Source organism: Nocardioides sp. CF8 (assembly GCF_000389985.1).
In the GTDB taxonomy this organism is placed as follows: Bacteria; Actinomycetota; Actinomycetes; order Propionibacteriales; family Nocardioidaceae; genus Nocardioides; species Nocardioides allogilvus.
On record NZ_CM001852.1, the window covers coordinates 3,769,330 to 3,781,662 of the forward strand.

The following is a 12,333-nucleotide window of genomic DNA, read 5'->3' on the forward strand; positions in this document are numbered from 1 at the left end:
CCCAAATTGCTTCGACCGATTGACATTGCCGCGCTGGAGACAGCACAAACGTTCGGAACGCTCAGGTGGGTACGGCGCTGGGCACACCGCCGAGGAGCGGGTGGCAGCCCAGCCACACCGGGAAGCGGCTGGCCAGCTCGGGCGGGCCGAGCAAGGAGATCGTCCCGTCGGCCACGGCCTCGGCCATGGTGCGATCACCCATCCAGACCTCGGTCAGCGCCCTGAGCTCCGCCTCGACACACAGGTCGACGTCGCGCTGCGGGTCGACCAGGCACAGGTCGATCGCGGTCTTCTCGACCACCAGCCAGTAGCGCGTCTTGCGTGGGGGACCGCCGCGGATCCGGAACTCGACGACGGTCGGCCGCTCGGCCAGGCCGGCCGGGACGAGCATGCGGCGCATGTCCCACATCAGCAGTGACGGGTCGAGCTCGTCGACGCCGTAGCGGCTGCGTGCCCAGCGCTGGCCCCAGACCCCCATCGCCTCGATGATCGGGTAGAGCTCCCAGCCGGCGGGCGTGAGGGTGTAGGTGATGTCGCGGCCGGTCGCCGTACGCTCCGCGACTCCGGCGAGGACGAGCTGGCGCAACCGCTTGGTGAGCAGGCCGGGGGAGATGAGCGGCACCCCGCGCTGGATCTCGCCGAAGCGGGCGCTGCCGCACATCAGCTCGCGCAGGACCAACGGCATCCACCGCTCGCACAACAGCTCGGAGGTCTTGGCCACCGGGCAGAACTGACCGTAGGTCGGCATCCTCCGACGGTAGGCCTGCATCGGCGCCGTCGCTACAGAACGTGAAGTGCGGAGGGAAGAGCCCCGGGCCTCCAATGGGTTCCTCACCACTCACAGGAGGAAGCGATGGGCAAAGCAGTCATCTCACTGACCACCGGGCTGGAGGACGCGGAGAAGGTCACCGTGGCGTTCCTGGTCGCGGTCGGCGCGGCCGAGTCGGGGCGCCCGACACTGATGTTCCTGGCCAAGGAGGCGGTCCGGCTCGCGTTCGCTGGGGTCGCCACGGCGACCGCGTGCACGGGCTGTCCGACGCTGGAGAGCCTGATGGAGCGGTACGTCGCGGCGGGCGGCACCTATCTCGTGTGCCCGATCTGCGTGGACGCGAAGGGCCTCACGGACGGCGACCTGGTCGACGGCGCGAGCAAGGGCGGCACCATCCCCATGTGGGAGTGGATCGGCGACGAGGGGGCGACCACGTTCAGCTACTGAACCCGGATTCACCGGGGGTGGGTGCCGGCTGAGAGAATCCCGGTGTGACGACACCCACCTCGACCGACGTCCTCGTCGTCGGCGCCGGCCCGGCCGGCTCTGCTGCCGCGGCGTGGAGTGCGAGGGCCGGCCTCGACACCGTCCTGGTCGATGCGGCCGTCTTCCCGCGCGACAAGACGTGTGGCGACGGGCTGACGCCTCGCGCGATCGCGGAGCTGGGCAAGCTCGGCCTGACCGAGTGGCTGCAGGCACACACGGTCAACCTCGGGCTGCGCGCGCACGGCTTCGGCCAGACGCTGCTGCTGCCCTGGCCGGCGCTGCCCGACAGCGACCTGCCGGCGTGGGGATCCGCCGTGGCCCGCACCGAGCTCGACGACCACATCCGCACGGTCGCCATCAAGAGCGGCGCGCTGGCCCTCGACGGCGCGCGTGCCGTCGCCGTACGCATGGATGGCGACCGCGTCGCCGCCGTGACGTTCAGGTCGGGCGAGGACACCTTCGAGATCGAGTGCCGGCGCCTCGTCGTCGCCGACGGCGTCCGGTCGCCGCTGGGCAAGCTGCTGGGCCGCGAGTGGCACCGCGACACGGTCTACGGGGTGGCCGGTCGCTCCTACATCGAGTCGGCCATGTCCGACGACCCGTGGATCAGCTCCCACCTCGAGCTGCGCGGGGAGGACGGCGAGCTGCTCAGCGGCTACGGCTGGATCTTCCCCCTCGGCACGGGCGAGGTGAACCTCGGTGTCGGCACCCTCGCGACGCTGAAGCGTCCCGCCAACATCGCCATCAAGCCGTTGATGGGCTTCTACGCCGAGCAGCGCCGCGAGGAGTTCCAGCTCTCCGGCGACCTGCGGGCGCCGACGTCGGCGCTGCTGCCGATGGGCGGCGCGGTCTCCGGGGTCGCCGGTGCCAACTGGGCGCTGATCGGCGACGCGGCGGCCTGTGTGAACCCGCTCAACGGCGAGGGCATCGACTACGGCCTCGAGACCGGACGGCTCGTCGCCGAGCTGATGGCGGACGGTGCGGACCTCGGGACGACGTGGCCGCAGGTCCTGCGCGAGCACTACGGCGAGGCCTTCTCCATCGCCCGGCGGCTGGCAGGTGTCGCGACGATGCCGCAGGTCGTGGCTGCCCTCGGCCCGGCCGGGATGCGCTCCGACTGGCTGATGACCCTGGCCCTGCGCTGGATGGGCAACCTCGTCGACGAGGCCGACCGCGACCGCGCTGCGCGGGTATGGCGTTGGGCCGGTCGACGCTCGATCGCGCGCGACGCCCGCCCGCCCTTCGCGTAGTCCGATGGGGCTCCGACCGATCCATCGCGGGGGCGACTACGAAGGCATGACATGACCGACGGCTGGTATCGCACCGCGAACGCGCTGGGACGACTGGCCCTCAGGGGACTCGACGTCGACGTCCGGGCCACCGGGCTCGAGCACCTGCCGACGACCGGGCCGGTGCTGATGGCCGCCACCCACGTCTCCTATCCCGACTTCATCTTCATCGAGAAGGCCGCGGTCATGCGCCGGCGCTACGTGCGCTTCATGACCCGGCACGACATCTGGCACCAGCGGCTGCTGGCCGCCCCGATGGATCGGATGCAGCACATCCCGGTCGATCGCGAGGCGCCCGCGGCGGCGTACCTCAAGGCCCGACGGCTGCTGCGCGAGGGCGAGGCCGTCTGCGCCTTCCCCGAGGCCGGCATCTCCTACTCCTACACCGTGCGTGCCCTGATGCGTGGCGTGGCGAGCCTCGCCCGCGAGAGCGGGGTGCCGGTGGTCCCGGTGGCGATCTGGGGCAGCCAGCGGATCTACAGCGTCGGGCGGCTCGACCACACCGGCCGCGAGCCCAGGCCGGACTTCACCCGGGGTCGACGTGTCGACGTCACGTTCGGCGAGCCGATGCCGGTGGCGCCCGACGCGGACCTCACCGAGTCGACTCGGGACCTCGGCGTTCGCCTGACGGAGCTGCTCGAGGAAATCCAGGGTCGTCCGTACCACCGCCCACGGCCGGGGGAGCATGCGCCGTGGTATCCGTTTCACCTGGGAGGAGCGGCGCCGACCCGGCACGAGGCAAGGGAACTGGACTCGGTGCCGCGCTCGGCGGTGCGGCCGTCGTGGGGGCCGGAGGTGTGTGGTCGTCCCGACCAGCCCGCTTGCGATGCTTCTCCCACGTGCCGAGAGGGTTGACCAGCCACGACAGGTAGCGCCGTGACCAGGGGCTCGCCAGCGCCAGCCCCAGGAGCACGGCGCCGATCGTGGTGACCGCGAGTGCGGCGTACGGGTGGTCCCCGCTCCACTGGGTGAAGCCCTGTGCCTTGACCGTCTTGATCACGAAGCCGTGCAGCAGGTAGACGTTCATGGTGGCCGCACCCATCGCGGTGAACCACCCGCCGCGGCGCGGCACCAGCGCCATCACCGAGAAGGCGCCGATCAGCCCGACGGCCATCACCGAGAGCCGTGTCTGAGCGGCGGTCGCGACCTGCATGTCCAGGTCCTCGTAGCCGGCGTCGTACCAGAGGAAGGCGGTGCGGGCCCAGTCGTCGAGGTCTCGGGACAGCACCGCAATGAGCACGAGCGCACCGACCGCGGCGACCTTCACCCAGGGGTCGTCGAGGCGAGCGAGGTGTCGGGGCTTGAGGTGCAGGCCGAGCACGAAGAACGGCAGCAGGCCGAGGATCCGCGGGAGCATGAACCAGTCGAGCGTCCACAGTCCGCCGGCGAGGCTCACCACCACCGCCGCGGGCAGGAAGAGCCAGTGCCGCTTGAGGACCGGCGTCATCAACCGCCAGAAGAACAGGACGGGGAGATACCACATCGTCCAGTGCGGCTGGAGGTAGAGCAGCCCGGGCTCGCTCTCGCCGAGGCTGACGCGGTAGTAGTACAGCGCCGGCTCGAAGACGAGGTAGGGGATGACCAGGACGTAGAGCAGGCCCTTGAAGTGCCGCGGCGTCCATTCGAACGACTTCGAGAGGTAGCCGCTGATGAAGACGAACGCCGGGATGTGCCAGAAGTAGAGGAAGTCGTAGGCCCAGTTGCTGAAGTGGGTGTCGGGCAGCAGTCCCCAGGAGTGCCCGATCACGACGAGGGTCACCAGCGCCATCTTGGTGTTGTCGAGCCAAGGGTCTCGCTGTGTTGCCGCCACGAGTGTCACGCTACGACAACGCTGGGGGGCCATGGCAGGTTAGGTCCCATGGGTTCCCTGCCGAGACGACAGCGCGTGGCGGCCTATGCCGTGATCATGCGCGTCACCACCGAGCCCGAGGTGCTCCTGTGCCGGCTCGCGCCGCGCGTCAGCCGCACCGAGCTGTGGACGCTCCCGGGCGGCGGCCTCGACCACGGCGAGGACCCGCGCGACGCGCTGCTGCGCGAGATCGTCGAGGAGACCGGCCTCGACGCGACGATCGGTGACACCGCCCACGTCTATTCCGCCCACCTGCCGCGAGCCTCGCGCGACGGCGTGATGACCGACTTCCACGCACTGCGGATCGTCTACGACGCGTGGGTGCCCTCGGACGCGCCGGAGCCGCGTGTCATCGAGATCGGCGGCTCGACCGTCGAGGCCGCCTGGCACCCGCTCTCCCGGGTGGCCGACGGGTCGCTGCCCGTGGTGGCGATGGTGGGGGAGGCGCTGGCCGACCACTCACCCTTCCAGCTGCAGCGGATCGCCGCCTATGCGCTGGTGCGCCGCGGGTCGGCGGTGCTGCTCACGCGGCTGTCGGGGCGCGCCCACCACACCGGCTTCTGGACGCTGCCGGGCGGCGGGGTCGACCACGGCGAGCGACCCGCTGACGCGCTGGCCCGCGAGGTCGCCGAGGAGTGCGGGGTCGACTGTGAGGTCGGCCCGCTCCTCGACGTGCACGACACGCATTTCTCCGGTACGGCGCCGAGCGGCCGTGTCGAGGACTTCCACGGCGTCCACCTGATCTTCGCCGCCACGGTGCTCGCCGACGCCGAACCGCGCGTCGTGGAGGTCGGTGGCACCACCGATGCCGTGGCCTGGGTGGAGATCGCGGACATCGAGTCCGGGTCCGTGCGCGTGCTCGACCTCGTCCGCCATTCCTTGGAGCTCTCATGACCGAGACCGTGTTCACCTACGCCGCCCCCGGACTGAAGTTCGGCACCGGCGCCTCGGCCGAGATCGGTCACGACCTCCACCAGCTCATCGGGTCGTCGAGCGCCCGACCGCGGGTGCTGCTCGTGACGGATCCGGGCGTGGCGGCGACCGGGCACCCGGCGCGGATCGCGCAGCAGATCGGCGAGCGTGGTCTCGACGTCACCGTCTTCGACCGGGCCCGGGTCGAGCCCACCGACGAGTCGCTCGAGGAGGCGATCGCCTTCGCCCGCGACGGTGGGCCCTGGGCCGCGATCGTGGCCGTCGGCGGGGGCTCTGCGATCGACACCGCGAAGGCGGTCAACCTGCTGGTGACCAACGAGGGCGAGCTGTTCGACTACCTCAACGCGCCTGTGGGTGCCGGCCGGGCGCCGACCGAGCCGCTGCTCCCGCTGGTCGCAGTGCCGACGACCACCGGCACGGGGTCGGAGTCGACGACGATCTGCGTGCTCGACGTGCTCGCGCTCAAGGTCAAGACCGGCATCAGCCACGCCCGCCTGCGACCGACGCTCGCCGTCGTCGATCCGGCCCTGACGATGAGCCAGCCGGCGATGGTGACCGCGAGCTGCGGCATGGACATCCTGTGCCACGCGCTGGAGAGCTACACCGCGCGCTGGTTCGCCGACTTCGACGCCAAGCGCCCCGAGGAGCGGGTGCCCTACTGCGGCGCCAACCCGATCGCGGACATGTGGGCCGAGAAGTCGCTCTCGCTGCTGGCCGGCGCCTTCCGCACCGCCGTACGCGACGGCTCGTCGGTCGAGGCCAGGGAGCAGATGGCGCTCGCGGCGACCTTCGCGGGGCTCGGCTTCGGCAACGCCGGCGTGCACATCCCGCACGCCAACGCCTACCCGATCGCCGGGCGGGTGCGGGACTACCGACCCGAGGGCTACCCGCAGGACGAGCCGATCGTGCCGCACGGCATGGCCGTCTCCCTGACGGCACCCGCGGCCTTCGCGCTCACCTTCGACGCCGCGCCCGAGCGGCACCTGAGGGCCGCCTCGCTGCTCGGCGGGTCAGGCACCGGACCTGATGCCCTGCCGTCGGTGCTTCGCTCGCTGATGCGTGACATCGCCATCCCCAACGGGCTGGCCGAGGTCGGCTATCTCGACAGCGACGTCGACGACCTGGTCGAGGGCGCGCTCAAGCAGCAGCGGCTGCTGGCGACCGCGCCGCGCGCGGTGACTGGCGAGGACCTGGCCGGCGTCTTCCGCGCGTCCATGGAGCACTGGTAGCGCCAGTAGACTGAGCAGGTGAACCCCCGCCACCGCCGTCTTGTCATCCCGGTCGCGTTGGGAGCACTCATCCTGATCGTCATCGTCGCCGCCCTGTTCTGATGGCGGCCCTGCCCCTCTCCGAAGCGCTGGACCGGGTCCGCGCCCTGCTGCTCGACCCCGAGGGCCTGGTCCGCGCCGTCGCCTCCGGTCGCCAGAAGGGCCAGCGGCTCCCGCACGTCGCGGACCGTGACGTCCGCCGCGTCGAGCTCCGCCACGTCGACCTGAAGACCGGGCGCCACCTGCAGGTCGTGTCGTACGACGACACGCAGGCCCACACCGCGAACTTCGCCGTCGGCAGCGAGGCCGAGGCGGCGGTGGCCGCCCTCCTCGCCGAGCCCTTCGGCAACTGGCACGTCGACACGACGGAGCGGACCCACCAGCTGCGGGTCACCAAGAAGCTCGAGGCGATCGTGCACACCCAGGACCGCGCCGAGGCGCTCACCGCCGAGCGCGGCCACGACCGCGACAAGCAGCGGCTCCTGGCCGAGGACGACCCGGTGCTGGTCGCCCTCGGCATCTCGGACGCACAGGGGCGGATCAAGCCCACGCGGCAGGCGAAGTACCGCCAGGTCGAGGAGTTCCTCCGGCTGCTCGACAGCTCGATCACCGATGCCCTCGCCAAGGGCCACCTCCGCCGCCCGACCGAGGACGAGCCGCTGCGGGTCGTCGACCTGGGCTGCGGCAACGCCTACCTCACCTTCGCCGCGCAGCGCTACCTCAGCCACGTGCGCGAGCTGCCGGTGCGCGTCACCGGCGTCGACGTCAAGCAGCAGTCGGCCGACCACAACACCGGGGTGGCTGCCACCCTCGGCATCGACGCCGACTTCGTCGTCGGCACGATCGGCGAGGCCGACCTCCCGCAACCGCCCGACGTGGTGCTCGCGCTGCACGCCTGCGACACCGCGACCGACGACGCGCTGGCTCGCGCGATCGGGTGGGGAGCCGGGCTGGTGCTCGCCGCCCCCTGCTGCCACCACGACATCGCGGCCCAGCTCCGCAAGGCGACCACGCCGGCGCCGTACGCCCTGCTCACCCGGCACGGCATCCTGCGTGAGCGCTTCGCCGACACGCTCACCGACGCGCTGCGCGCCTCGATCCTGCGACTGGCCGGCTACCGCGTGGACGTGGTCGAGTTCGTCGAGAGCGCGCACACGCCCCGCAACACGCTGCTGCGCGCCACCAGGGTCGGTGAGCGCGCGCCCGCGGACGTGGGCGAGGACTACGACGACCTCGTGGCCACGTGGGGAGTGACCCCGAAGCTCGCCGACCTGGTGGAGCTGGACCGTGGCTGAGCGCGTGCTGCGCGGGCTCGGCGCCCTCGCCGTCCTCGCGCCGTTCGTCGTCGGGCTCACCGCCGCGGGCGCGGACCGCGACGGCGAGGAGGTCTTCCGCTTCCTCGACTCCGAGATCGTCGAGTCCAGCGGGCTGGTCCTCGAGGATGACCGCGCCCACACGATCAACGACTCCGGCGACACCGGCCGCGTGTTCACCGTCGACGTCGCGACGGGCGAGACGGTCGGCGTCACCTACTGGGCCGACGGCCCCGACGACGTCGAGGCGCTCGCCCCCGCGGGCCCCGGTCACGTGTGGGTCGCCGACATCGGTGACAACACCGCGTCGCGCGACTCGATCGAGGTCACCCGCGTGCCGGTCGGCGACGGCGAGCGGACCGTCGACGAGGAGACCATCGACCTCGTCTATCCCGACGGCCAGCGTGATGCCGAGGCGCTGCTCGTGCACCCCGTCACCGGTCGGTTGTACGTCGCCACGAAGGGCTTCTTCGGCGGCGAGCTCTATGCCGCGCCTCCCGAGCTGGCTGACGACGCCCCCAACATGCTGGGACTGGTGGGGGAGACCGCCGGCATCGTCACCGACGGCGCGTTCTTCCCCGACGGCGAGCACCTGGTCCTGCGGACCTACACCAACGCCGTCGTCTACTCCTTCCCCGCGCTCGAGCAGGTCGGCGCCTTCGACCTGCCCAGCCAGCAGCAGGGGGAGGGGATCGCGGTTGCCTCGACACGGGCCGTCCTGCTCAGCAGCGAGGGCCAGCAGGCACCCGTGCTGCGCGTGCCGCTGCCGGCGTCGATCCGCTCGGTGCTCTCGGCCACGGCCGGCCCCACGCCGTCGCCCCTGGCCTCGTCCTCGACCTCGCCCTCCGCGACGCCCGCCCCCGAGCCCGAGGGTGGAGCCAGGGCGGTGGACGACCTGACGGAGGCTGCCGGCGACCGCAGCGTGTGGTGGTGGGTCGTGAGCGGTCTGCTCGGTCTCGGTGTGCTGGTCGTGCTGGTGCGCGCGCTCAGGCCGCGCTGAGCCTGCCGCCCCGCGGGTGAGGCGACGGAGCGCGGCGCGCGGCTAGCGTGCGAGCATGCCCCGCCTGCGCCGTACCTCCCCGGACCAGAAGGGCTGGTCGCGCCGGCGGGCGGGGAAGGGCTTCACCTACCTCGACGAGCACGGCACGACGCTGACCGGCGAGGACCGGCAGCGCTGCGTCGACCTCGTCATCCCGCCCGCGTGGACGGACGTCTGGATCACGCCCCACGCCAACGGGCACCTGCAGGCCGTCGGCACCGACGACGCCGGGCGCCGGCAGTACCTCTACCACCCGGACTGGCGCACCAGCCGGGACGCGGCGAAGTTCGAGCGGCTGATCGACTTCGGCAAGGCACTGCCCCGGACCCGCGAGCGGGTGCTGGCGGACCTGCGCCGGGACGGCATGCCGCTCGAGCGGGCGTGCGCCATCGCCGTACGCCTCCTCGACCTCGGCTGCTTCCGCATCGGCAGCGACTCCTACACCGAGACCAACGGCAGCTTCGGCCTGACCACGCTGCGCCAGGAGCACGCGAGGCTGCGAGACGGCTCGCTCACCTTCTGCTTCGTCGGCAAGTCGGGGGTCGAACACAGCATCGAGATCGACGATGCGCCGACCATCGCCGCACTCGACGTGATGCGCCGGCGTCGGGGCGGCGACGAGCTGCTGGCCTGGCGCGACGGCAGGACGTGGCGCAGCCTGGACCCGGCGCAGGTCAACGACTATGTCCGGGACGCGACGGGGATGGAGGCCACGGCGAAGGACTTCCGGACCTGGCACGCCAGCGTGCTCGCCGCGCTGGCGCTCGCCGAGACCGACGAGCCGGGCGAGACCAAGGCGTCGCGCAAGCGCGCCGAGTCAGGCGCGATGAAGGAGGTCGCGGAGTTCCTCGGCAACACTCCCGCCCTGGCCAGGTCGGCGTACGTCGACCCGCGGGTCATCGAGGCCTACGAGTCCGGCCGCACGATCACCAACGCGGCCCGTCGCTCGTTCAGGACCTCTGACGAGCGGCAGGCCGCGCTGGAGCGTGCGACGTTGCGGTTGTTGCGGGAGAGCTAGAGCTGGCCGACGACGTGGTCGATGGCCGCGGTGAGCTTCTCGACGTCGGAGGGGTCGACCGCGGGGTACATCGCGATCCGCAGCTGGTTGCGGCCGAGCTTGCGGTAGGGCTCGGTGTCGACGATGCCGTTGGCGCGCAGCACCTTGGCGATCTCGGCGGCGTCGATCGCGTCGTCGAAGTCGATGGTGCCGATCACCAGGGAGCGCATGCTCGGGTCCTCGACGTACGGCGTCGTGTAGGCCGTCTTCTCGGCCCAGCCGTAGAGCGCGTCGCTCGAGGCAGTGGTGCGCTCGACCATGCCGGCGAGCCCGCCCTGGGCGTTCATCCAGTCGAGCTGCTCGGCCATCAGGAAGAGCGTCGCGACCGACGGGGTGTTGTAGGTCTGGTTCTTCGAGGAGTTGTCGATCGCGGTCGGCAGGTCGAAGAACGCCGGGATGTGGCGGTCGGTGCCGGCGATCTCCTCGGCGCGGGCCAGCGCCTTGGGCGACATCAGCGCGATCCACAGGCCGCCGTCGGAGGCGAAGCACTTCTGCGGCGCGAAGTAGTAGGTGTCGACCTGGGTGAGGTCGACGGGCAGGCCGCCGGCGCCGGAGGTGGCGTCGACCAGGACCAGCGCGTCGTCGGCCGCACCGGCAGGACGCAAGCAGGGCGCCATGACGGCGGTGGAGGTCTCGTTGTGGGCCCAGGCGTAGACGTCCACGCCCTCCTCGGCGACCGGGTCGGGCCGCGAGCCGGGCTCGCTCTTGATCACGCTCGGGTCGGCCAGCCACGGCGCGTCGGCCGCGGCCTTGGCGAACTTGGAGGAGAACTCACCGAAGGTGAGGTGCTGGCTCTTCTCGCGGATCAGGCCGAAGGTGGCGATGTCCCAGAAGGCGGTCGCGCCACCGTTGCCGAGGACGACCTCGTAGCCCTCGGGCAGGCTGAACAGCTCGGCGAGGCCCTCGCGGACCCGGCCGACGGTGTTCTTCACGGGGGCCTGGCGGTGCGAGGTGCCCATGAGGGACGAACCGGTCGCGGCGAGCGCGTCGAGGTGGCTGGTCTGGATCTTCGAGGGCCCGGCGCCGAAGCGGCCGTCGGCGGGCAGAAGATCGGCGGGGATCGTGATGGCGTCGGTCACCGGTGGTGCCTTTCCTGAAGGGGCTGAGGAGAGGAAATCCTGACGACGCTGTCAGCGGCGCCAGCCTCTCATACGATGCCAGCATGCGTCCTCTCAGCGTCTCAGGCGGACTCGACCTGCGTCAGGTCCCGATCGGTGATCCGGACGCCCAGGCGTTGATCGAGGAGGTGCAAGAGGTTTATGTTCTGCGCTACGGCGGTCGCGACGAGTCCCCGATCGACCACGCCGAGTTCGTGGCGCCGCACGGCGCCTTCTTCGTCGGCCACCTCGAGGGCCGGCCGGTCGTGTCGGGGGCGTGGCGTCGCCGTACCGACGTCGAGCTGGGTGGCACGACGAACACGGCCGAGATCAAGCGGATGTACGTCGCTCCCGCCGCCCGTGGCCTCGGGCTGGCCCGCCGGATGCTCGCCCACCTGGAGGACACCGCGCAGCAGGCGGGCGTGGCGGCGATGGTGCTGGAGACCGGCTCCAAGCAGCCGGAGGCGATCGCGCTCTACGAGTCCTCGGGCTACTCGGCGATCCCCGGCTTCGGGTTCTACCGCTGCGAACCCCTGAGCCGCTGCCTCGGCAAGGTGCTGGACGTGTCGGCGTGTCCAGCCGACACGCCGCACCACGAGTAGTTTTTTGCCCCTTTCGTCCCCACAGTCCCATCCGCACGCCTAACCTCGTCCTCGTGCGCAAGGGACTGGTGGTGCTGGTGACGGCTGCGCTCGTGGCCTGCCTGACGACCGTGCGCGCGGATGCCAACTACGTGATGCCGGTGGACGGCTATGCGAGCTACCAGCCGCAGAAGGCGTGCGCGCGCAAGGACAAGCCGGGCACGGTCGCGCTCGGCCAGTGGCTGGCGGCCCGCGGCGGCGCCTACGGCGGCACGCTGCGCGACTGTCGCAGCGGCGGGCAGTCCGAGCACAAGGACGGTCGGGCCTTCGACTGGACCCTGGACGCGACCGACCTCGATGACGAGGCCACCGCGGAGGCCTTCATCACCGAGGTCTTCGCCGACGACGAGCTCGGCGACACCGACGCGCTCGCGCGGCGGATGGGCATCATGTACGTCATCTGGGACGACAGGATGTACGCCGCGTGGGACGGCTTCGAGCCGAAGCGCTACCTCAGCTCCGGCTGCCGCTCCCGCAAGACCTGCTCGCCCACCCTGCGCCACCGCGACCACATGCACATCTCGCTGAGCAAGGCCGGGGCCAAGGCCCTGACGAGCTGGTACGTCGAGCGCGCAGCCGTCGCCGGCTGAGG

At 71.4% G+C, this 12,333-nt stretch carries 12 protein-coding genes and 1 pseudogene; 10 read left to right on the top strand and 3 right to left on the bottom strand.

From position 1 onward, the window contains the following. Positions 1-61 precede the first annotated feature (61 nt). The gene (locus tag CF8_RS18365; RefSeq protein WP_010834599.1) at positions 62-748 is read right to left on the bottom strand and encodes a winged helix-turn-helix transcriptional regulator; all 687 of its coding nucleotides are present in this window, start codon (positions 746-748) and stop codon (positions 62-64) included. Between the two features lie 105 nt (positions 749-853). Between CF8_RS18365 and CF8_RS18370 the strand changes: the two genes are divergently transcribed. The 3 genes and pseudogenes from CF8_RS18370 to CF8_RS23705 form a co-directional block, all read left to right on the top strand. Beyond that, positions 854-1,216 carry a peroxiredoxin-like protein gene (locus CF8_RS18370; RefSeq protein WP_010834600.1) on the top strand — a complete coding sequence of 121 codons (363 nt, stop codon included), beginning with the start codon at positions 854-856 and terminating at the stop codon, positions 1,214-1,216. A gap of 44 nt (positions 1,217-1,260) precedes the next feature. Then, positions 1,261-2,505, top strand: a complete 1,245-nt coding sequence (locus CF8_RS18375; RefSeq protein WP_010834601.1) for a geranylgeranyl reductase family protein — start codon at positions 1,261-1,263, stop codon at positions 2,503-2,505. A gap of 51 nt (positions 2,506-2,556) precedes the next feature. Next, positions 2,557-2,994 (top strand): annotated as a pseudogene (locus CF8_RS23705) (lysophospholipid acyltransferase family protein); the annotation flags it as partial. Positions 2,995-3,136: 142 nt separating this feature from the next. Here CF8_RS23705 and CF8_RS18385 read toward each other — a convergent pair. Continuing rightward, the gene (locus CF8_RS18385; RefSeq protein ID WP_010834602.1) at positions 3,137-4,354 is read right to left on the bottom strand and encodes an acyltransferase family protein; all 1,218 of its coding nucleotides are present in this window, start codon (positions 4,352-4,354) and stop codon (positions 3,137-3,139) included. Between the two features lie 48 nt (positions 4,355-4,402). On the opposite strand from CF8_RS18385, the gene CF8_RS18390 reads away from it, so the two are divergent. The 5 genes from CF8_RS18390 to CF8_RS18410 all read left to right on the top strand — a co-directional run bounded on the left by CF8_RS18390 (position 4,403) and on the right by CF8_RS18410 (position 9,964). Next, a complete protein-coding gene (locus tag CF8_RS18390; protein WP_036491430.1) occupies positions 4,403-5,287 on the top strand; it encodes an NUDIX hydrolase in 885 nt (294 codons plus the stop codon). After that, the gene (locus CF8_RS18395) at positions 5,284-6,555 is read left to right on the top strand and encodes a hydroxyacid-oxoacid transhydrogenase (protein ID WP_010834604.1); all 1,272 of its coding nucleotides are present in this window, start codon (positions 5,284-5,286) and stop codon (positions 6,553-6,555) included. The genes CF8_RS18390 and CF8_RS18395 overlap by 4 nt, the downstream gene beginning before the upstream one ends. Before the next feature lie 101 nt (positions 6,556-6,656). Further along, positions 6,657-7,889: a class I SAM-dependent methyltransferase gene (locus CF8_RS18400; protein ID WP_010834605.1), complete on the top strand. Its 1,233-nt coding sequence runs from the start codon at positions 6,657-6,659 to the stop codon at positions 7,887-7,889. Next, positions 7,882-8,907, top strand: a complete 1,026-nt coding sequence (locus tag CF8_RS21220; RefSeq protein WP_051204266.1) for a hypothetical protein — start codon at positions 7,882-7,884, stop codon at positions 8,905-8,907. Before CF8_RS18400 ends, CF8_RS21220 begins: the two co-directional genes overlap by 8 nt. 55 nt (positions 8,908-8,962) lie before the next feature. Beyond that, positions 8,963-9,964: a DNA topoisomerase IB gene (locus tag CF8_RS18410; RefSeq protein ID WP_010834607.1), complete on the top strand. Its 1,002-nt coding sequence runs from the start codon at positions 8,963-8,965 to the stop codon at positions 9,962-9,964. Here the strand turns inward: CF8_RS18410 and serC are convergent. Then, positions 9,961-11,082, bottom strand: coding sequence for a phosphoserine transaminase (gene serC / locus CF8_RS18415; protein WP_010834608.1), 1,122 nt, complete (start codon positions 11,080-11,082; stop codon positions 9,961-9,963). The genes CF8_RS18410 and serC overlap by 4 nt on opposite strands. Positions 11,083-11,165: 83 nt before the next feature. Between serC and CF8_RS18420 the strand changes: the two genes are divergently transcribed. Continuing rightward, the gene (locus tag CF8_RS18420) at positions 11,166-11,702 is read left to right on the top strand and encodes a GNAT family N-acetyltransferase (RefSeq protein WP_010834609.1); all 537 of its coding nucleotides are present in this window, start codon (positions 11,166-11,168) and stop codon (positions 11,700-11,702) included. A gap of 53 nt (positions 11,703-11,755) precedes the next feature. Further along, complete coding sequence (locus CF8_RS18425; RefSeq protein ID WP_010834610.1) at positions 11,756-12,331, top strand: hypothetical protein; 576 nt, start codon at positions 11,756-11,758, stop codon at positions 12,329-12,331. Positions 12,332-12,333: the final 2 nt, after the last annotated feature.